Below are 20,490 nucleotides of genomic sequence, written 5' to 3'. Positions count from 1 at the left end.
CAAAACAGCAATGCACCGGTCAATCATATCCCGGCGGCAAATGCTATGGGGAGGGAGCAGTGGGGACGCGAGAAGGGGCCACGCTTCGACGAAGCGCGGACCCCGCTCGACTGCTGGGAACTCGTCTGGCCTTCAGCCTTTGCTGTCGCCGCCGTCATTGCCCGAAGCTTCGGGCTTGGCGGTCGGCTTTTTCGGGGCAGGCTTCTTCTTCGCCGCGGTTTTCCGCTTCGGTTTGGCCTTGGGCGGAGCGGGCGTGATCTCGAAGCTGGGCTTGCCGTCCTTGATGCCGACATGCACTTCGCCACCATCGGCGAGCTTGCCGAACAGCAGCTCTTCGGCAAGCGGCTGCTTGACCCGTTCCTGGATCAGGCGCGCCATCGGGCGGGCACCATACAGCTTGTCATAGCCCTTGTCCGCCAGCCATTCGCGCGCATCCTTGTCGAACTGGATGTGCACGTTCTGCTCGGCCAGCTGGAGCTCAAGCTGGAGGATGAACTTGTCGACCACGCGCCCGACAGTGCTCTTGCCGAGATAGGCGAAGGGCACGATCGCATCGAGGCGGTTGCGGAACTCGGGGGTGAACATCTTCTTCACCGCTTCGTCGCCCGCATCCTCCTTGCTGACATCGCCGAAGCCGATGCCTTGCGTCGCCATTTGCGCTGCACCGGCATTGGTCGTCATGATCAGCACGACATTGCGGAAATCGACCGTCTTGCCATGGTGGTCGGTCAGGCGGCCGTTATCCATTACCTGCAGCAGGATATTGAACAGGTCGGGGTGCGCCTTCTCGATTTCGTCGAGCAGCAACACGCAATGCGGGTTCTGGTCGATCGCATCGGTCAACAAGCCGCCCTGATCGTAACCCACATAGCCCGGAGGCGCACCGATCAGCCGCGAAACGCTGTGGCGCTCCATATATTCGGACATGTCGAAGCGCTTGAGCTCGATCCCCATGATCGAGGCGAGCTGGCGCGCGACTTCGGTCTTGCCGACGCCGGTCGGGCCGGAAAACAGGAAACTGCCGATCGGCTTGTCGGGATCGCGCAGCCCGGCGCGGCTCAGCTTCATCGCTGTCGCAAGCCGCTGAATCGCTTCGTCCTGGCCGAACACAACATGCTTCAGGTCGCGTTCGAGGTTCTCCAGCGCCTTCTTGTCGTCGGTGCTGACCGATTTGGGCGGAATCCGCGCCATGGTCGCGATCACCGCTTCGATTTCCTTGGCGGTGATCTTCTTCTTGCGGCGACTGGGCGGCACCAGCATCTGCATCGCGCCGACCTCGTCGATCACGTCGATCGCCTTGTCGGGCAGCTTGCGGTCATTGATGTAGCGCGCCGACAGCTCGACCGCGGTCTTGATCGCGTCGGGCGTGTAAGTGACCTTGTGGTGCTTTTCGAAAGCGCTGCGCAGGCCCTTCAGGATCTTGATCGTGTCTTCGATGGTCGGTTCGTTGACGTCGATCTTCTGGAACCGGCGCAGCAGTGCGCGGTCCTTCTCGAAGTGGTTGCGGAATTCCTTGTAGGTGGTCGAACCGATGCAGCGGATCGCGCCCGAGGACAGCGCGGGCTTGAGCAGGTTCGAAGCGTCCATCGCCCCGCCGCTGGTCGCGCCTGCACCAATCACGGTGTGGATCTCGTCGATGAACAGGATCGCTTCTGGCATCTGTTCGAGTTCGTTGACGACCTGCTTGAGCCGCTCCTCGAAATCGCCGCGATAGCGTGTGCCTGCGAGCAGCGCGCCCATGTCGAGCGAATAGATCACCGCGTCGCGCAGCACCTCAGGTACATCGCCTTCAATGATCTTGCGCGCCAGCCCTTCGGCGATGGCGGTCTTGCCCACGCCGGGATCGCCGACATAGAGCGGGTTGTTCTTGCTGCGACGGCACAGGATCTGGATCGTGCGATCGACTTCAGGCCCGCGTCCGATCAGCGGATCGACCTTGCCGGCCTCTGCCTTGGCGTTGAGGTTGACGGTGAACTGGTCGAGCGCGGTTTCCTTCTTGTTGCCGCTTTCCTTGGCCTGTTCGCCGCTTTCCGCCTGCGCTTCTTCCGAGCCCTGCGGCGACTTCGATTCGAGCTGGCGCCCGCCCTTGCCGATGCCGTGGCTGATATAGCTCACCGCATCGAGGCGGCTCATGTCCTGCTGCTGCAGGAAATAAACCGCATAGCTGTCGCGTTCGCTGAACAGCGCCACCAGCACATTCGCGCCCGTCACCGTGTCCTTGCCCGAGGACTGCACGTGCAGGATTGCGCGCTGGATCACGCGCTGGAAACCCGCGGTCGGCTGCGGATCCGCACCATCCTCGGTCTTCAGCGACTGGTATTCCTGGTCGAGATATTGTTTCACCACTTCGGCCAGCTCGGCGAGGTCGACCCCGCATGCCGCCATCACTTGCGCCGCGTCTTCATCATCGATCAGCGCCAGCAGCAAATGTTCGAGCGTGGCATATTCGTGCCGCCGCTCGGACGCATTGCCGAGAGCGTTGTGCAGCGTTCTTTCGAGGTTCTGGGCGAAACTGGGCATGGGGGTACTCTACAGGAGGGGGCGGAAGTTCTCCCTTGCGGGAGAGAGTGAAGTCGAATGGTTAAACGACCGGGAGAACTCCCGGCCACCCTCGATATGGGGCCTGTGCGCGCAATTGCGAATCCGGAACGCGCGGGCGGCCCTCATGTGTCCGGCTTCTTGAACAGCGCATCGGCGGCATTGCGGTGCGCAGCCGACTTGAGCCGGTGATTTTCGACCCGTGCGATCTCGGCCTCAAGCAACGCGATCCGCTCTTCCAGCTCGTCGATCGAATAGGGTGAAAGATCCTCTGCTGCGAGCTTGCTCGCTGCGTCGCCCCGCGGGCGGGGAAGGTCGTCTTCGTGCATTACTTCTGCAGCATCGCAAGCCGGGTGGCTTGCTGTCAATGCACTGCGCAGCTACTTGCCACTGTCGATGCAAGGAGAGGTGCCGACTGTCGCCTTGCAGACACAGGGCGTTTGCAACAGGGATGATGGGGAAAATGGGTCAAGCGGATGCAGGCGGGCCTCCGGAAACGATGCGGGCAGTGGGGTTTGACGCGCCGGGCGGACCCGAAGTGCTCAGTTTGCGCGAGCTTCCCCTCCCGGAGACAAAGCCGGGCGATGTGCTGATCAAGGTTGCCTATGCCGGGGTCAACCGGCCCGACTGTATCCAGCGCGCCGGCCACTATCCCGCGCCTCCCGGAGCGTCGCCCCTGCCCGGGCTCGAAGTATCGGGCGAAGTGGTGGCGGTGGGCAGCGAAGTCCCGCGCGAACTTATAGGCCAGGTGGTTGCCGCGCTCACGCCAGGCGGCGGCTATGCCGAATATTGCGCTGCGCCGTGGGGCCATTGCCTGCCGGTGCCGCAAGACATGCCGCTGGCCGAAGCGGCGGCGCTGCCCGAAACGCTGTTCACTGTGTGGCACAATGTGTTCGAGCGCGGCATGGCGGCCGAAGGCGACCGGCTGCTGGTGCATGGCGGCACTTCGGGCATCGGCACCATGGCGATCATGCTTGGCAAGGCATTCGGGCTGGAAGTGATCGCGACTTGCGGCGACGAGGCCAAATGCGCGGCCGCGCGCGAGATCGGCGCGGACCTTGCGATCAATTACCGCGAAAGCGATTTCGTCGAGGCGGTGATGGAATACACCGGCGGCGCGGGTGTCAATGTCGTGCTCGACATGGTTTCGGGCGACTATGTCCCGCGCAACCTCAAATGCCTCGCCGAAGATGGCCGCCACGTCACCATCGCGGTGCTGGGCGGGATGCAGGCGACGATAAATATGGCTGTGGTGATGAGCCGCCGCCTCACGCTGACCGGCTCGACGCTGCGCCCGCGTTCGGATGCGTTCAAGACTGCGCTGGCTGACGAAATCGCCGAAAATGCCTGGCCGCTGTTTGCTTCGCGCGAACTCAAGCCTGTGATGGATGCGGTGTTCCCGCTCGCCGATGCTGCCGGCGCGCACGCCCGCATGGAAGCAGGCGACCATATCGGCAAGATCGTGCTAAAAGTGCAGGATGACTGAGTCTCTCATCCTTCACGAAGACCCGCGCAGCGGCAATTGCTACAAGATCAGGCTCACTGCTGCATTGCTCGGCCTTCCGCTCGAGACGCTGCAATATGACATCATGAAGGGCGAGACCCGCACGCCCGAATTCCTTGCCAACATCAACCGCAACGGGCGCATCCCGGTGCTGCAGATCGGCGAGGGACCGAACGCGCGCTTCCTGCCCGAAAGCAACGCGGCCTGCTGGTACCTTGCCAGCGGAAGCGCGCTGATCCCGGAAGATCGCTTCGCGCAGGCCGACATGCTGCGCTGGATGTTCTTCGAGCAGTATAATCACGAGCCCAATGTCGCGACGCTGCGCTTCTGGCTGCATTTTGTGGGCGAAGCGAACCTTTCGATCCAGCAGAGCGGGCAGATCATGGCCAAGCGCGTGGCCGGCTGCGAAGCGCTGCGGCTGATGGACGAGCATCTGTCGCGCGGCGACTGGATGGCCGGGAACAGCGTGACGCTCGCCGATATTGCCCTGTTTGCCTACACCCATGTCGCCGAGGAAGGCGGCTTCGGGCTGGATGACTATCCCTCTCTGTGCCGTTGGCTCGAGCGGGTACAGGCGCTGCCCGGCTTCGTGCCGATGGATTGACGCGGATCTGACGGTGGCCTGACACGGGGCTGACTTGGTTTCCCCGAACCGTCACTGAACTGCGCGCGTGATGTAACAAAACCCTGCCATGGCTGTCCGGCGACAGATGCTTGTCGCAGGAGCACAGACCATGGTCGAGCAATTCTCGCCCGCGCTTCCCCTCCCCGCCGAAGGCCCGCACTCGTCGCCCGTCGCGAATTTTCCGGTGCGGCCGCTCAACCGGCCCGAGCCCGAAGGCATCCGCCGCCGCCGCTATCGCACGATCTGGATCAGCGACGTGCATCTCGGCACCAAGGGCTGCAATGTCGAACTGCTGATCGATTTCCTCGACCATACCGACAGCGAGACGATGTACCTCGTCGGCGACATCATCGATGGCTGGCGGCTCAAGAAGAAGTTCTACTGGCCCGCCGAGCACAATGACATCGTGTGGCGGGTGCTGAAGCGCGCCCGGCGCGGCACGCGGATCGTCTACATTCCCGGCAATCACGACGAGATGTTCCGCCAGTTCACCGGGCTCAGTTTCGGCGGAGTCGAGATCCGCCGCGTCGCGTTCCATGACACCGCCGACGGCCGCCGCCTGATGGTGCTGCATGGAGACGAATTCGATGCGGTGATGCTCGCGCACCGCTGGCTCGCCTTCGTGGGCGACGCGCTCTATCATTTCATCATGGGGCTGAACCACTGGGTCAACCTCGCGCGCCGCAAGCTCGACCTGCCCTATTGGTCGCTGTCGAAGATGGCCAAGCACAAGGTCAAGAACGCGGTCGAATTCATCGGAAGGTACGAACAGGTCGTGGCCAAGGCCGCCGCCGAACGCGGGGTCGACGGCGTCGTCTGCGGCCATATCCACACCGCCGAATTCCGCGAGTTCACCCAGCACGGCAAGTCGATCGAATATTGGAACGACGGCGACTGGGTCGAGGGCTGCAACGCGCTGGTCGAACATTTCGACGGGCGGATGGAGATCCTCCATTGGCCGGACGAAGTGGCGCGCCGCGAGGCCGATGAAGCGCCGGTCGAAGCCGATCCCGAACCCGCCGCGTGCAGGGAAGCGGCATGAACATGCTCTGGTCGCCCGAAGCGCCAACGCGCATCGCAGTCGTCACCGACGCATGGCACCCGCAGATGAATGGCGTGGTGCGCACGCTGGCGACGACGTGCGAGATCCTGCGGCGCTGGGGGCACGAGGTCACGGTTATCTCGCCCGACAATTATCGCTCGATGCCGTGCGCGACCTATCCCGAGATTCGGCTGGCGCTGACGCTACCGGGTTCGGTCGGGCGGCGGCTGGCGCGGCTTGCGCCCGACGCGGTCCATATCGCCACCGAAGGCCCGCTAGGTCTCGCGGCGCGCAATTTCTGCGCCCGGCATGGCGTGCCCTTCACCACCGCCTATCATACGCAGTTTCCCGAGTATCTCGCGCGGCGCACAGGCCTCGCGGCGAAGCATTTCTGGCCCTACATCCGCTGGTTCCACCGCCCCGCGCAGCGCGTGATGGTGGCGACCGAGACGATCCGCCAAGAATTGCGCGAGCAAGGCATCGGGCCGCTCCATCACTGGAGCCGCGGGGTCGATCTCGACTGTTTTTCGCCCGATGCGCCGCCGCCACCCGAATATGCCGGGCTCGAAGGCCCGATCCTGCTTTATGTCGGGCGCGTTGCGGTCGAGAAGAATATCGAGGCATTTCTCGGCTGCCACTATCCGGGCACCAAGGTGGTGGTGGGTGACGGCCCCGCGCGCGCCGATCTCGAGGAGCGCTTCCCCGATGCGCTGTTCCTCGGCAAGCGGACCGGACGCGAGCTCGCCGGCTGCTATGCCGGGGCCGATGTGTTCGTCTTTCCCAGCCGCACCGACACTTTCGGCCTGGTGATGATCGAAGCGCTGGCTTGCGGCACGCCGGTTGCGGCGTTTCCCGTAGCAGGGCCGCTCGACATCGTGACCGACGAGGTCGGCGCGCTGTCCGACAAGCTCTATCGCGCGATCGACGCGGCGCGCTATTGCGATCGCAAGGACTGCGCCGCCTATGGCGCCGGCTTCAGCTGGGAAGCGGCCAGCGCGCAGTTCCTGCAGGGGCTGGCGGCTCTAGAGGAAGAGACCGGACAGCTCGCGGGTGCGCTCCCGGCCTGAGCCCCGGATTCACTCGCGGCGGCCATTCCGCTTGCCGAATCCGCCACTCTCCCCTATCTACCCTGCCATAACGGCCGCTCCGTAAGGGGCGGCCCTTCTATTTTTACGCCCAATTCAATCGATGGGAGCTTCATCATGGCCCAGCCCACTCCGCTGATGCCGCACGCCACCGCCACCTGGCTGGTCGACAACACCGCACTGAGCTTCGAGCAGATCGCAGACTTCTGCGGCCTGCATATCCTCGAAGTGCAGGCGATGGCCGACGATCTCGCCGGCAGCAAGTACACTGGGCGCGATCCGGTGCATTCGGGCGAGCTGACTCAGGCCGAGATCGAGCGCGGACAGGCCGATCCCGAATACCGGCTGCAGATGCAGCAGGCCCCGGTCGAGGTCACCCGCACCAAGGGCCCGCGCTACACCCCGGTGTCGAAGCGGCAGGACAAGCCCGACGGTATCGCGTGGATCCTGCGCAACCACCCCGAAGTGTCGGACGCGCAGGTCTCCAAGCTGATCGGCACGACTCGCAACACCATCACCGCGATCCGCGAGCGGACCCACTGGAACATCCAGAACATCCAGCCCAAGGATCCGGTTACGCTGGGCCTGTGCTCGCAGCGCGAGCTGGACGCCGTGGTCGCCAAGGCCGCCAAGCGCGCCGGCATCCAGGCTGAAGACGTCGTAGGCGGCGATACCCGCAGCGATAAGGAAAAGCTGATCGAGGAACTGCGCGCCGAGCGCAATGCCGCCGAATCCGCCGCCACCGAAGCCGCTCAGGAAGCCGAAGCCGAGGCATGGCTCGCCGCCAAGCGCGCCGCCAAAGCCGACGAGGCAGCGGGCAGCGAATAAGCTACGGCAAAATCTCGGCTTTTCGCTTGTGCACTAGCGGGGGATAGGTCATCCTGCTTACATGGATGTAAGCAGGTCGCACTACTGTCATCCCACCCCGTGGGACACGCATTTCGAGCCGCTCACCCTGCCTGAGCTGTTCGAGCGGGCAGTTGCGTGGCGGGGAAGCGCGCGTTTCCTCAATTTCCTCGGCCGCGACTATTCCTATCGCGATATCCATTTGGAGGCGTGCCGGTTTGCCGCCGGCTTGCGCGATATGGGGATCGGCAGCGGCGACCGGGTGGGCCTGTTCCTGCCCAATGTCCCGATCTACGCCTCTGCCTATTACGGCGCGATGATGGCGGGCGCGGTGGTGGTCAATTTCTCGCCGCTCTACACGATCGAGGAACTCAGCCACCAGGTGGCGGATTCGGGCACAAGGCTGCTGGTGACGCTCGACGTCCCCGAGCTTTACCGTACGGCGCATCAAGTGCTCGAGGAGTCCGCGCTTGAAACGCTGGTGGTCGGCTCGCTGGCGCATATGCTCCCCTGGTACAAGGGGTTGGCGCTCAGCACGCTGGGCCGCAGCAAGATCGCAAAAGTCGACTATGGCCCGGCGGTTCGGCGCTGGAGCGAAGCACTCGCCAAGCCCGGTTCGCCCCGGCCCGAAGTGGCGATCGAGCCCGGCGATCTCGCACTGCTGCAATATACCGGCGGAACCACCGGCGTGCCCAAGGGCGCGATGCTCACCCACGCCAATCTTTCGATCAACGCGCGGCAAGTTACGGCGATCAATCCCTTCGCGAACCCCGAAACCGAAGTATTCATGGGCGCGCTGCCTTTCTTCCATGTTTTCGCCAACACCGCGCTGCTCAACCATGCGGTGGCGAGCGGGGCGTCGATCGCGATGGTGCCGCGGTTCGAGGCCGGGCAAGTGCTGGCGACGATCCAGCGCTATCGCGCAACCGGCTTTCCGGGCGTGCCCACCATGTTCCAGGCGCTGCTCGATCATCCCGATTTCGGACGTACGAATTTCTCCTCGCTCAAAGTCTGCATTTCGGGCGGCGCGCCGATGCCCGCGCCGGTGCATGCAAAGTTCGAGGAATTGAGCGGGGTCCGGCTGGTTGAAGGCTATGGCCTTACCGAAAGTTCGGGCGTGGTGTCGGTCAATCCTTATGAGGGGCTGCGCAAGCGCGGCACCATCGGCCAGGTGCTGCCGGGCACGGAAGTGATCCTGCTCGACAGGGGCGATCCCGCGCAGCTCGCGCCCGAAGGGGAGCCGGGCGAGTTGGCGGTGCACGGGCCGCAAGTGATGCGCGGCTATTGGAACCGGCCTGAAGCTACCGCCGAAGTGCTGATCGAACGCGACGGCAAGATTTGGCTGCGCACCGGCGACGTAGCTGTGATCGATGAGGACGGCTTCCTCAAGATCGTCGACCGGATGAAGGACATGATCGCGGTGGGCGGGTTCAAGGTTTTTCCGAGCCAGGTGGAGGACGTGATCCTCGAACATCCAGCGGTGAAGGAGGCCTTGGTGATCGGCGTGCCGGATCCCTATCGCGGCGAGATGCCGCGCGCCTATATCACACTGTCGGGCGAAGAAAGCGCCAGTGCCGAGCAATTGCGCGACTGGCTCAATGCGCGGGTCGGCAAGCATGAGCGGGTCGACGAAGTGGTGATTCGCGACAGCCTGCCGCGCACGATCATCGGCAAGCTCGACCGCAAGGCGCTTCGCCGCGAAGTGATGGGTGGCTGAAGAAGCAGTGCGCCAAATGAAAAGGGCGCCCTTTGCGGGGCACCCTTCACTCCCGAAACCAGACGGAAAAACTAGCGGACGAGGCCCAGTTTGGGCTCGTCGGCGGAAGCGGGCTTGCCGCCTTCAGGGGCAATCTTGGCCGCATCGGTCACGCGGTTGCGCGCGCCATGGGCGAAGCGCCCGTCAACCTGTGCGCCCTGTTCAATGGTCAGCGCTTCGTAATGCACATCGCCTTCGATCTGCGCGCTGCGCAGGATCACCAGTTCGCGCGCACGGATCGATCCGGTCACCTTTCCGGCAAGCCGGGCGGATTCGGCGGTGATGCCACCGGTGATCTTGCTGCTTTCGCCCTGAACCAGCGAAGCGCAGGCGATGTCGCCTTCGATCGTGCCATCGACATGAAGGTCTGCCGAAGCGCTGATGTCGCCCTTGATGGTGACGTCGCTTCCGATCACGGAAAATGTGGAGCTGTTGCTGGCCATGGGTTTAGCTGGTCCGGTTGGCCGCGTCGGTTCCGCGGGCTTCTTTGAGAACATCTTGCGCTTTCTCCAGGAAGGGGCGCGGATCGACCGCGCGGTCGTTGGTGCGCACTTCGAAATGCAGGTGCGGGCCAGTGGAACGGCCAGTATTGCCGAGAGCGGCAATGACATCGCCTGCCTCGACGCGGTCACCCACCTTGGCCGCGAAACGCGACAGGTGGGCATAACGGGTCATCACGCCATTGCGGTGGCTGACTTCCACGACATTGCCATAGCCGGGCTTGCGGCCGACGAAGCTGACGTGGCCCTTGGCGGCGGCATAAATCGGCGCGCCGATCGGTCCTTTGAAGTCGAGCCCGTAATGCATCGCGCCGCGGCGAGTGAAGGGATCGCGGCGATAGCCGAAGCCCGAAGAAGCCTTGGTCTGGCTGCGGCTGGTCGGGCGAACCTGCGGGATCCCGTCGAGGCTTTCTTCGAGCGCGGCCATGCGCGCGAGGCTCAGGCCGAGCCGTTCGAAGCGCGGGTCGATTTCGCCATTGGCCGATGTGGCGAGGATTTCGAGCGGGCCACCCATCGCCCGCCGTTCGGCGCGGCGCAGCATGGCCTGCGGGTCGAGGCCGAGCTTGCGGATTGCCTGCTCGGCGCGCTTGGCGCGGCGGTCCGCATAGCGGGTCAGCCGTTCTGCGAAAGCGAGCTGGCGGGCTTCGATCTCGGCCAAGCCGCGCGCTTCGGGGAAGAATGCGCCGACCTTGTCGACCGTGGCGGCGGCTTCGCTCGACGAATCGCTGACGGTCTCGTCGGCGACAACGTCTTCGGGCAGCATGGGAACCATTGCCTCGAGGAAATCCTGGCGCTTGCGCAGGTCTTCCTCCACGCCCTTCAGGTCCGCGCCATAGACGTCGAGCCGTTCTTGCGCCGTGGCAACCTTGGCTTCGCGTTCGAGCAGCTGCATGCGATCGGCCTGCGCGCGATATTGCGACCAGGCCATTGCGCCCATCGACACGCCCCAGCCGACCAGCAAGGCCAGTGCCAGGCCGGCGGCAGCCATCTGCACGCGCGAAGAAATCTTGATGAAACGGACCTGGCCCTGCGATCGCATGAAGAATTCGCGATCCGGGAACCAGCGCCGCAGGCGTTCGCCCCATCCGCCAGCGGGAATGAAGTTATGCAATGCGACCCCTCTCGTGGATTACCACTGTCTTGACTCGATTCGCGGGCTAGCAAAGCCGGGGCGGCAGGTCGAATCGACTCATTAATCCGAGGGGCGAGTCGAAGCCAAAGTGCGATGAATCGTTCCATCCGGTGGAAAGATTAAATTTACCACGCGAAAACTTTACCAAGTTCGGGGCAATTTCTCCTCTTCGGACATGCCATTTGGACTATCCTGACAGCTTGGCGCAGCGGTGCTAAAGGGGCCTCATGGCATCGCTTGCAGACACCCGCACTGAAGACCCTGTCGCGCTGGTCGAACGACTGGCGCGCAAGGCGCGCGCCGCGCAGCGCGCGCTCGCTGCGATGCCGGGTGACGCCAAGGCGGCGGCGCTGATGCATGCCGCTGCTGCTTTGCGCGAGGATGCTGAAATTATCCTCGCCGCCAATGCCCGCGACATTGCGGCGGGCGAAGCAAGCGGACTTGCACCTGCCATGCTCGACCGCTTGCGGCTCGATGAAGCGCGGCTTGAAGCCATGGCCGCCGGGGTCGAGGCGGTGGCGCAATTGCCCGATACCGTCGGGCAAGTGATCGACACTGTCGAACGCCCCAACGGCCTCATCCTCAGCCGCATCCGCGTACCGATCGGCACCATCGGAATCATCTACGAAAGCCGTCCCAATGTGACTGCGGACGCCGCGGCGCTGTGTGTGCGCGCCGGGAATGCCGCCTTGCTGCGCGGCGGCAGCGAAGCGGTCCATTCGAACCGGGCGATCCATGCTGCGCTGGTGCGCGGATTGGCCGCGGGAGGTATCCCGCCTGAGGCGGTGCAACTGGTCCCGACGCAGGACCGCGCAGCGGTGGGCGCCATGCTCAAGGCGGCGGGCCTGATCGACATGATCGTGCCGCGCGGGGGCAAGGGGCTGGTCGCACGGGTCCAGGCCGATGCGCGCGTGCCGGTGCTCGCCCATCTCGACGGGATCTGCCACACTTACGTCCATGAAGCGGCCGATCCTGCGATGGCGCGCGAAGTGGTGCTCAACGCCAAGCTGCGCCGCACCGGCATTTGCGGCGCGCTGGAGACGCTGCTGGTCGATTGCCGCTATCCCTTCACAGGCGAACTGGTCGGCGCATTGATCGATGCGGGCTGCGAAGTGCGCGGCGATGCCCGTATCCAGGCGCTCGATCCGCGCGTTCTGCCAGCCAGCGATAATGATTGGGACACTGAATATCTTGCTGCAGTGGCTTCGGCCGCGATGGTCGACGGGCTCGAAGAAGCGATGGCGCATATCGCGCGCCATTCCTCTGCGCATACAGACGCGATCGTCACATCCGACCAGACGGTGGCAGAGCGTTTCCTCGCCGAAGTCGACAGCGCGATCGTGATGCACAATGCTTCCTCGCAATTCGCCGATGGAAGCGAGTTCGGGCTTGGGGCGGAAATCGGCATCGCCACCGGGCGGCTGCATGCGCGCGGCCCGGTCGCACTCGAAGGGCTGACGACCTATAAATGGCAGGTGCGCGGCACCGGCCAGGCGCGCCCGTGACTTTGCCGCAGCGAAAGCCCTGACCCTGCGCGGCATGGTTCCCGTTCGCACCGGACTTCTCGGCGGCAGCTTCAACCCCGCACATAGCGGGCATCGCCGCATCACGCGCTTCGCAATAGACGCACTCGGGCTCGATGAGGTCTGGTGGCTGGTTTCCCCAGGCAATCCGCTCAAGCCCCGGCAAGGCATGGCGCCGCTCGGCGCGCGGCTCAAATCGGCGCACCGGCAGGCACGGTTTGCTCCCATCGTGCCCAGTGCGATCGAGCGCGAACTCGGCACTCGCTACACGGTCGATACCTTGCGCGCGCTCATCAGGCGCTATCCCAAGCGTCGGTTCGTCTGGATCATGGGAGCGGACAATCTGGCGCAATTCCATCGCTGGCGCGACTGGCGCAGCATCGCGCGCATGATGCCGATTGCGGTTGTCGCGAGGCCGGGTTATGATGGCGCTGCCTTGGCGAGCCCCGCCATGGCCTGGTTAAGGCGCTATCGTGTGCCGGTCGCCAGCTTGTTAGACGGGGGCAGATGGAGCGCACCGGCCCTGGTGTTATTGCGTTTTGATCCTGATCCACGCTCGGCCACGGCCATTCGCCGCGCCGATCCGGACTGGGTTTTGCGCTATTCCGGCCACCCACCTCGAGACAGGTTGACCCATCATCTTGTCGCCCAAGAGGAGGGCGCATGAGACGCATTTTCCGCGTTTCCGGCCTTTCCGCGATCCATCGCTTGCATATCCCCACGCACAGGAGAACCGAAACCGCCTATGAACCAGGCGCAAACCCTGTCGGCTGCTGCCGACATCACATCCCAGGCCCCGCGGGCTGTGGCTAAGGCGGGCAAGACCGCTGAGGCGCTGCACGAACTCGTGCTGGGCCAGCTCGATGACGACCAAGCGCAGGAAGTCGTCTCGATCCCGCTTCAGGGAAAGAGTTCGATTGCCGATCACATGGTGATCGCTTCGGGCCGTTCGACCCGCCAGGTCGCGGCCATGGCGCAGAAACTGGCCGAGAAGATCAAGCAGGAAGGCTTCGGCTCGGTCCGCATCGAAGGGTTGCCGACGGCTGACTGGGTCCTGATCGATGCCGGCGACGTCGTCGTCCACCTGTTCCGCCCGGAAGTGCGCAGCTTCTACAATCTCGAGCGGATGTGGGGCTTCGGCGACAGCAACGCTGCCACCGGCACAGCATAGCGATTGAGCCGCGCCGGCGAGGGAAATCGTCCCTGCGCAGCGCGGACGCGAAACCTGACCATGCTTCTCCACGTGATTGCACGCGGCAAGATTGCTCGCTCGCCCGAAGCGGAACTTGTCGCGCGCTATGAGAAGCGGCTGGCATGGCCGGTGAAGCTCACCGAACTTCCCGACAGTGGCGGGCGCATTCCCGATCCGCAGATGCACTGCAAGACGGTGCTGCTAGACGAACGCGGCCGCAACCTGACTTCGGAAGAATTCGCAGACATCCTTGGCCGCTGGCGCGACGACGGCATGCGCGAAGCGCGTTTCGTGCTTGGCGCGGCGGACGGGCACAGCGAAGAAGAGCGCGCCGACGCCGATTTGCTGCTCGCCTTTGGCGCAGCGACCTGGCCGCATTTGCTGGCGCGCGCGATGCTGATGGAACAGCTCTACCGCGCAACGACGATCCTTGCGGGGCACCCCTATCATCGGGCAGGATAGGGCCGATGCCCGCCTTTCGCCTTCTTGCACTGACCGGACTGGTCACCGCGCCAATCGCGATCGGGCTGCTCTTCGCCTGGCCGGTGGCGGGCGCCAGCGACGTGTTGGCTGTAGGAGCGCAATTTGGCGATGCCGGTTCTGCCCGCGAGGCCTATGCGTGCGCCCGGCGCGCTGCCGCAGATGCCGAACGCCGCGCCCAGCGGTTAGACCGCGAAGCGACCAAGGCGCACGAAGCGGCTGATCGCTCGGCGCGTGAGACAGCGGCGCTCGCCGCGCGAATCCAGCAGGCCGAAGCCGATATCCTTGCCGCTCAGGCCCGGCTTGCGCTGATCACCGACCAGCGCCGCGTGCTCGATGCCCGGCTGGCGGAGCAGCAGCAGCCGCTGGTGCGGCTCACCGCTGCGCTGCAGAATATGGCGCGCCGTCCGCTGGTGCTCTCGGCGTTGCAGCCGGGAACGCTCAAGGACACGGTCTATGTCCGCGCCGTGCTTGAGACGACCATGCCCGAAATTCGCGATCGCACGGTGGGCTTGCGCAGCGAACTGGCTCGCGGGCGCGAACTCGAGCAGGAAGCGGGCGAAACCCTGGCCAGCCTGCGCATGGATGAGGGATTGTTGCTGGAGCGGCGGCGCGCTCTCGAAACGCTGGCCGCGCAGCAGCGCCTGGCATTGCGCGAAGTGCGTCAGGTGGCACAGCGCGAAAGCGAACGGGCGCTCGAGTTCGCAGAGAATGCGCGCGACCTCAATTCGCTGGTGGTCGAACTGAGCCGAGCCGGCGCCTTGCGCGCGGAACTCGCAGCACTTCCCGGCCCGCTGGTCCGCCCACCGCGCCCGGGCGCTTCGCAAGTGCTCGATGCCAAGCGATCCAGCCCGACGCCGCGCCCGACTGCGCTGCCGGCATCGCTCCAATTGCCGGTGCAGGGCCGCACTTTGGCCGGCTTCGGTGAAAGCGATGCAGCAGGCCTTCCTGTCACCGGCTTGCGGCTCGCGCCCGGCCCGGGGGCGCAGGTGATCGCACCGGCTGCGGGCCGAGTGGCGTTTGCCGGGCCCTATCGGGGGTATAGCCAGATCGTGATCGTCGAACACGGCAATGGCTTTACCAGTCTCGTTACCGGCCTAGCGAAGGCTGACGTCGCGGCAGGCGACGAAGTGATCGGCGGGAGCCCGATCGGCAGAGCCGCGCGGCGCGACCCGGCGATTACGCTCGAACTGCGGCGCGACGGCCAGCCTGTCAATCCGCTCGACCATATGTGAGTTTGTCTTTTCGCGGCGGACCGCACCGCATCGGGACGCCTCCACGCTCTCATCTGGCATTCAGCCGCGCGGCGTTATAGAATCGTCACCGGAACACAGGAGTAGATCACTTCATGCGAATCGCCGACTTGCTGCGCAGCGCCGCCCTCGTCACCGCCGTCGCGCTCATTCCGGTCACCACTGCCGGCATGGCGCAAGTAGACGGGCGCATTGGTCCGCAATTTGCGAAGTTCTTCGCCGCTTACCAGCAGGTGAAGGCCAATTACGTTGAGCCGGTCGAGGACGAAGTGCTGATCCGCGGCGCGATCAACGGGATGCTGGCAGAGCTGGACCCGCATTCCTCCTATGTTGATGGTAGCGCGCTGCAACGCCTCGAAACACTGATCGACGGCAATTATTCGGGCCTCGGCCTGTCGGTCGTGATGGATGACGGTGCAGTTAAGGTCGTTTCCCCCTTCCGCGGGAGCCCGGCTGAACAGGCAGGCGTCAAGGCGGGTGATTTCATAACCCATCTCGATGGCGAGCTGATCTATGGCGGCGATCTCGATGAAGCGGTGGCGCGCATGCGGGGTCCGGAAGGCACGTCGATCAAGCTGACGATCTATCGCCCCGGCCGCGACGAGCCGCTCGAGCTTTCCGTAACGCGTGGCGTGATCGAGCTCGAGCCGGTCACTTACAAGCTCGAAGCGGGCAAGGTCGGGGTCATCACTGTCAACGAATTCTCGACCAATGTCGGGCGCGACGTATTCACAGCATGGCAGGCATTGCAGCGCGAAGCGGCCGGTCGTGTCAGCGGGCTGGTGCTCGACCTGCGCTCGAACCCGGGCGGATCGCTCGACGAGGCAGTGGCGCTGAGCGATCTGTTCCTGAGCCAAGGCCGCATTGTCAGCCAGCGCGGCCGTGCGCGCGGCGAGAACATCCATTACGATGCGGACGACTGGACCAACTATCGCCACATGACGCGCCAGGAAGGGCAGAAGTTCATGGGCCAGATCGCCGAGAGCGTGCCGCTGATCGTGCTGATTGATGCGGGCTCTGCTTCGGCTTCTGAAATCGTTGCGGGCGCGCTGCAGGATCACCGCCGCGCGCTGGTGATGGGCGATCGCAGCTTTGGCAAGGGCAGCGTGCAATCGCTGCTTCCACTGGGCCGCGATGCCGCGCTCAAGCTTACCACTGCACGCTACTACACCCCCGCTGGGCATTCGGTACAGGAAGGCGGGATCAAACCCGACATCGAAGTTCCGCAGCTGTCCGATCCGGACCTGGAGAAGCGCAACAAGTATGTGATGCGCGAAAGCGACTTGCGCGGCCACCTGGTCAACGAGTTGGGCCTCAAGGACGATGCGCTCGAAGCGGACAAGCAGATCGATCCGCGCTTCCAGTTGACCGCGGCCCAGCTCAAGGATCAGGGCGTCAGCGACTTCCAGCTGCATTATGCGCTTGAGACGTTGCGGCGCACCACGCGCGCAACAGTGGCGCTGCGCCGCTGAATCGGCTAGCCGGGGACTATGAATACACTATCGGGCAGACGCCCAGCAGATCTCATGGCACAAAAATTGGCGTTGGGTGTGCCGGCGCTGTTGCTGGGCGGTGCCTATCTCGCGCAATACGGCTTTGGCCTGTACCCTTGCGAGATGTGCTGGTGGCAGCGTTATCCGCATTTCGGGGCACTGGGGCTGGCGGGCCTGTCGTTTGTGGCGCCGCCGCGCAACCTTTGGGTCGCACTGGCCGGTCTTTCCATCTTTGTTTCGGGAATGATCGGCGGATTTCATGCCGGGGTCGAATATGGTTGGTGGGAGGGGCTCACCGCCTGTTCCACAACCGTTGAGGTCAGCGGCGATCCGCTGGCTGCGATCATGAATGCGCCGTTGATTCGCTGCGATTCCGCGCCGTGGGACCTGTTCGGCATTTCGCTGGCGGGGTGGAATTTCCTGATCTCCTGCGGAGCTGGCATCGCGATCTGTGTGTTGCTGCGCCGCGGCGCGAAAACGACCTGAGGCTGGAAACATGAGTACTGGCAGCATTTCGCGTGATGAACTCCACCGGATGATCCGCGTCGACCAGGCTGGCGAATATGGCGCCACCCGCATTTATGCGGGGCAGTTGGCGGTGCTGGGCAATCGCGGCCCGCACGCGCAGGAAATCCTCCACATGGCCGAGCAAGAGGCCGGCCATCGCGCCCGGTTCGATGCGCTGATGGCCGAGCGCGGGGTTCGGCCCACCGCGTTGCAGCCCTTCTGGTCGGTCGCCGGATATGCGCTGGGCGCCGCGACTGCGTTGATCGGCCCCGAAGCGGCGATGGCCTGCACGGCGGCGGTCGAAGAAGAGATCGACCGGCACTATTCGCAGCAGCTTGACCGGCTCGCAGAGGATGACAGCAACCCCGAGCTGGCGGAAATGATCCATGAATTCCGCGAAGACGAGCGCTCCCATCGCGATGCCGCGCTGGCTGCAGGAGCTGAGCGCGCGCCAGCCTATCCACTGCTGTCGGGCGCGATCCGGCTGGGCTGCCGTGCCGCGATCAGACTGGCCGAGCGAATTTGAGCGTGATCAAGGCGCGCCTTGGTCCGCTTCATATGCTATTCAACCGAAAGGCGCTGTAACTGCGCTTCAAAAGCTACTTGTTCGAGGTATCACCATGCTCCGCCGCACTATCGCCGCTTCGCTTTTCGCCGCCGCTCCCTTGTTTGCGCTGGGGGCGCCTGTCGCTGCGCAGGATGACGCGGGCGACAAGGTCAACATGGTGATCGTCTATGGAGATGACGACTGTCCGACCCCGGCTGATGGCGAAATCACCGTTTGCGCGCGGAAGGAAGAGGGTGAGCGCTATCGTATCCCGGAAAACCTGCGCTTCAGCGACAGCACGCAGAACGTTGCATGGACCGAGCGGGTCGAGCGTTACGAGATGGTTGGGTCCTTCGGCGCCCTGTCCTGCGAACCGGCGGGGGCCGGCGGCTGGACTGGCTGCACCCAGCAGATGATCAACGCCGCCTATGCCGACAAGCGCGAAGGGCAGAACGTTCGCTTCGGTCAGCTGATTGAAGCGGCGCGGGCCGAGCGCCTTTCGAATATCGATGCCGATGCCGCTGCACAGCAGGCGCGGGTCGAGCAGATCGAGCGCGAGTATATGGAGCGGCTTGAGCGTGAGCGGGAACAGGCACTGCCCGGTGAAGAGGCATTGCCGATGCCGCCTGAACAAAGCGAACCCGAAGGCCAGTAGGCCTTCGAGCCAGCTTGTTTTGCTGGATTTGATGCGAATGCCGCGCGGCTGTGTTGGGTCTCGACTGATTTTCGGGCCCGCTTGGTAAACGTCGCGTTTACCAAGCGAAGAGACGTTGGATTTACCAAACCCGATTATCTAAGCCGCCATGGATTTAGGTAAGCACTCTTTGGCGTCTATTCTGGTCGCGGCTGGCACCGCCATGGTGGCGCTGACCGGCCTAGCGGTTGTAGCCGTTACGTCTTCAGCCGATGGCTTGCCTGCAGACGACTGGAAGCAGCTCTCCCTAATGATGTGCAGCTCGAGCTGCGCGACAATCTTTGTTCTCAGCTTGCTACATGCCGATCTAAAAAAATTCTACGCGCAACTTGCAGATCGTGAACGCTTCGCTCGACGGGAGGCCCGGCTTGACGGCTTGACCGAACTGGCAAATCGCAAGGCCCTTTACGAGGATCTCGCAAGTATTACGGAAACCACCTCTTCGGCGGAACCGGGTTGCCTGGCAATCCTTGACCTGGATGAGTTCAAAAACGTCAATGACATGCTGGGGCATGGAATAGGCGACCACTTGTTAATCGAAGTGGCTTCGCGCCTGCGTTGCGCGCTGCCACAAAATAGCTGGGCCTATAGGCTTGGTGGCGATGAATTTGCGATCATCTTCCATGGCTACGGCCTTGGGGAGGCAAAGCAGGCATGCGAGAAAATTCGTGAGGAATTGACAAGGGACTACTTCGTGGCAGGCCTTCATGCTGCAGTGGGCTGCAGCGTTGGGGCCGCTGAGATCAAGGCGGGGGGCTCTCTTTCGGAGGTCATGCGACGATCCGATCTTGCGATGTACGAAGCCAAGTCAGAAGGCAATGGAGTTGCTGTATTCGATGATCGCATGGAACGAGAGTTGAGCAGGAGCACTGAACTTACTGTACGCCTGAGAGAATCTCTCGAGAACAAAGTCGACATATCGACAAAATTTCAGCCCATCTTCAACCGAGAGATGGAGTTGGTGTCGCTCGAGGGACTGTTCCGTTGGTGCGATAGGGAATTTGGCGAGGTTCCGGCCTGCGAGGCAATTCAAATTGCCAAGAAAAGCCGCCTGCTAAATCACATCAGTCTTTTCGTTGCTCAGATTGCCTGTGATCAAGTCGGGCGTCTTGATCGCATCAGGCTATGCCTAAATCTCGAAGTTGTGCAGCTCTTTGATGCTAATTTCATGAAAGAATTGAGCGAGATGATCCACGCCAGTTCAATTGGTGCAGCGCGCGTTCAATTGGAATTCTCCGAGAGAGATCTCGTAGACTACTGGGACAAGATCAAACTCCCGTTGCATGGTTTGGTTGAACAGGGCTTTCTTGTAGCCGTCGATGATTTCGGGTCGAGCAACGCTTCGCTCACTCGCTTGGCAAGCCTTGGCGTATCTGGAGTAAAGCTCGATCCATCTGTGCTCAGGTTCGCTCAAGAATCGGGAAATATCTCGGTTATGAGAGCAAAGACAAACCTCGCGCATAGTTTGGGGATGTCAGTGACGTGCAATGGGATTTCAACCGCGGAGGAAGAGGACATTGCTCACCAGTCCGGGTGCGATTTCCTGCAGGGATATCGCCTTGGTCGGCCCCACCCTCTGGGCGTGTTTGCCGCGCAAACAAAAAGAGCCTTGGCTGCTGCATGATCGTCAGCGCCATGCTTCTTGGCGGTCAGCCATGCGCATTTAGAGCACTTTGACTACTTCCCCACTGTATGTCCGGAGCTCGCCCTTCTCAATTTGGCGCCCTCTAGCCGCTAGGGTTTATTCGAAGCGTCAAGGCGCTATCCAATCTA

Annotated in this window: 20 protein-coding genes; 16 read left to right on the top strand and 4 right to left on the bottom strand. The window is 63.4% G+C overall.

The genetic code is table 11. From position 1 onward, the window contains the following. Window positions 1-132: 132 nt before the first annotated feature. Both clpA and VRS74_RS08465 read right to left on the bottom strand, forming a co-directional pair. Complete coding sequence (clpA, locus tag VRS74_RS08470) at window positions 133-2,520, bottom strand: ATP-dependent Clp protease ATP-binding subunit ClpA (RefSeq protein ID WP_354144820.1); 2,388 nt, start codon at window positions 2,518-2,520, stop codon at window positions 133-135. A gap of 143 nt (window positions 2,521-2,663) precedes the next feature. Continuing rightward, a complete protein-coding gene (locus VRS74_RS08465; RefSeq protein ID WP_354144819.1) occupies window positions 2,664-2,867 on the bottom strand; it encodes a DUF1192 domain-containing protein in 204 nt (67 codons plus the stop codon). Between the two features lie 134 nt (window positions 2,868-3,001). On the opposite strand from VRS74_RS08465, the gene VRS74_RS08460 reads away from it, so the two are divergent. From VRS74_RS08460 to VRS74_RS08435, 6 genes are all read left to right on the top strand, one after another. Next, window positions 3,002-4,024, top strand: a complete 1,023-nt coding sequence (locus VRS74_RS08460) for an NAD(P)H-quinone oxidoreductase (protein ID WP_354144818.1) — start codon at window positions 3,002-3,004, stop codon at window positions 4,022-4,024. Continuing rightward, window positions 4,017-4,646 carry a glutathione S-transferase family protein gene (locus tag VRS74_RS08455; protein ID WP_354144817.1) on the top strand — a complete coding sequence of 210 codons (630 nt, stop codon included), beginning with the start codon at window positions 4,017-4,019 and terminating at the stop codon, window positions 4,644-4,646. The genes VRS74_RS08460 and VRS74_RS08455 overlap by 8 nt, the downstream gene beginning before the upstream one ends. Before the next feature lie 130 nt (window positions 4,647-4,776). Beyond that, window positions 4,777-5,709, top strand: a complete 933-nt coding sequence (locus tag VRS74_RS08450) for a UDP-2,3-diacylglucosamine diphosphatase (protein ID WP_354144816.1) — start codon at window positions 4,777-4,779, stop codon at window positions 5,707-5,709. After that, window positions 5,706-6,776, top strand: coding sequence for a glycosyltransferase family 4 protein (locus tag VRS74_RS08445; protein ID WP_354144815.1), 1,071 nt, complete (start codon window positions 5,706-5,708; stop codon window positions 6,774-6,776). The genes VRS74_RS08450 and VRS74_RS08445 overlap by 4 nt, the downstream gene beginning before the upstream one ends. 135 nt (window positions 6,777-6,911) lie before the next feature. Next, window positions 6,912-7,622 carry a DUF1013 domain-containing protein gene (locus VRS74_RS08440; RefSeq protein WP_354144814.1) on the top strand — a complete coding sequence of 237 codons (711 nt, stop codon included), beginning with the start codon at window positions 6,912-6,914 and terminating at the stop codon, window positions 7,620-7,622. Window positions 7,623-7,683: 61 nt separating this feature from the next. Beyond that, window positions 7,684-9,357, top strand: a complete 1,674-nt coding sequence (locus VRS74_RS08435; RefSeq protein ID WP_354144813.1) for a long-chain-fatty-acid--CoA ligase — start codon at window positions 7,684-7,686, stop codon at window positions 9,355-9,357. Between the two features lie 71 nt (window positions 9,358-9,428). On the opposite strand, the gene VRS74_RS08430 is transcribed toward VRS74_RS08435, so the two are convergent. Together VRS74_RS08430 and VRS74_RS08425 are read right to left on the bottom strand one after the other, a co-directional pair. Further along, complete coding sequence (locus tag VRS74_RS08430) at window positions 9,429-9,839, bottom strand: bactofilin family protein (protein WP_354144812.1); 411 nt, start codon at window positions 9,837-9,839, stop codon at window positions 9,429-9,431. A gap of 4 nt (window positions 9,840-9,843) precedes the next feature. Continuing rightward, a complete protein-coding gene (locus tag VRS74_RS08425) occupies window positions 9,844-11,007 on the bottom strand; it encodes a M23 family metallopeptidase (protein ID WP_354144811.1) in 1,164 nt (387 codons plus the stop codon). Between the two features lie 248 nt (window positions 11,008-11,255). On the opposite strand from VRS74_RS08425, the gene VRS74_RS08420 reads away from it, so the two are divergent. The 10 genes from VRS74_RS08420 (at window position 11,256) to VRS74_RS08375 (ending at window position 20,341) form a co-directional block, all read left to right on the top strand. After that, window positions 11,256-12,533 carry a glutamate-5-semialdehyde dehydrogenase gene (locus VRS74_RS08420; protein ID WP_354144810.1) on the top strand — a complete coding sequence of 426 codons (1,278 nt, stop codon included), beginning with the start codon at window positions 11,256-11,258 and terminating at the stop codon, window positions 12,531-12,533. A 34-nt stretch (window positions 12,534-12,567) separates the two neighbouring features. After that, entirely contained in the window at window positions 12,568-13,218 is a 651-nt protein-coding gene (locus VRS74_RS08415; protein WP_354144809.1) for a nicotinate-nucleotide adenylyltransferase, read from the top strand. A 78-nt stretch (window positions 13,219-13,296) separates the two neighbouring features. Further along, a complete protein-coding gene (rsfS, locus tag VRS74_RS08410; protein ID WP_354144808.1) occupies window positions 13,297-13,722 on the top strand; it encodes a ribosome silencing factor in 426 nt (141 codons plus the stop codon). Window positions 13,723-13,782: 60 nt separating this feature from the next. Next, window positions 13,783-14,205 (top strand): 23S rRNA (pseudouridine(1915)-N(3))-methyltransferase RlmH, encoded by a 423-nt coding sequence (locus VRS74_RS08405; RefSeq protein WP_354144807.1) that lies wholly within the window; start codon window positions 13,783-13,785, stop codon window positions 14,203-14,205. A 5-nt stretch (window positions 14,206-14,210) separates the two neighbouring features. Beyond that, window positions 14,211-15,458, top strand: a complete 1,248-nt coding sequence (locus tag VRS74_RS08400; protein ID WP_354144806.1) for a murein hydrolase activator EnvC family protein — start codon at window positions 14,211-14,213, stop codon at window positions 15,456-15,458. Between the two features lie 113 nt (window positions 15,459-15,571). Further along, entirely contained in the window at window positions 15,572-16,948 is a 1,377-nt protein-coding gene (locus tag VRS74_RS08395) for a S41 family peptidase (RefSeq protein ID WP_354144805.1), read from the top strand. A gap of 18 nt (window positions 16,949-16,966) precedes the next feature. Continuing rightward, entirely contained in the window at window positions 16,967-17,455 is a 489-nt protein-coding gene (locus tag VRS74_RS08390; RefSeq protein WP_354144804.1) for a disulfide bond formation protein B, read from the top strand. 10 nt (window positions 17,456-17,465) lie between these two features. Beyond that, window positions 17,466-18,002: a demethoxyubiquinone hydroxylase family protein gene (locus VRS74_RS08385; protein ID WP_354144803.1), complete on the top strand. Its 537-nt coding sequence runs from the start codon at window positions 17,466-17,468 to the stop codon at window positions 18,000-18,002. A gap of 94 nt (window positions 18,003-18,096) precedes the next feature. Next, the gene (locus VRS74_RS08380; protein WP_354144802.1) at window positions 18,097-18,678 is read left to right on the top strand and encodes a hypothetical protein; all 582 of its coding nucleotides are present in this window, start codon (window positions 18,097-18,099) and stop codon (window positions 18,676-18,678) included. Window positions 18,679-18,826: 148 nt separating this feature from the next. Then, window positions 18,827-20,341: an EAL domain-containing protein gene (locus VRS74_RS08375; protein ID WP_354144801.1), complete on the top strand. Its 1,515-nt coding sequence runs from the start codon at window positions 18,827-18,829 to the stop codon at window positions 20,339-20,341. The last annotated feature ends 149 nt before the right edge of the window (window positions 20,342-20,490 follow it).

It is taken from the genome of Altererythrobacter litoralis, assembly GCF_036324225.1.
Classification (GTDB): domain Bacteria; phylum Pseudomonadota; class Alphaproteobacteria; order Sphingomonadales; family Sphingomonadaceae; genus Erythrobacter; species Erythrobacter litoralis_A.
Note: the sequence above shows the minus strand (reverse complement) of the source record. Positions and strands in the feature narration are given on the sequence as shown.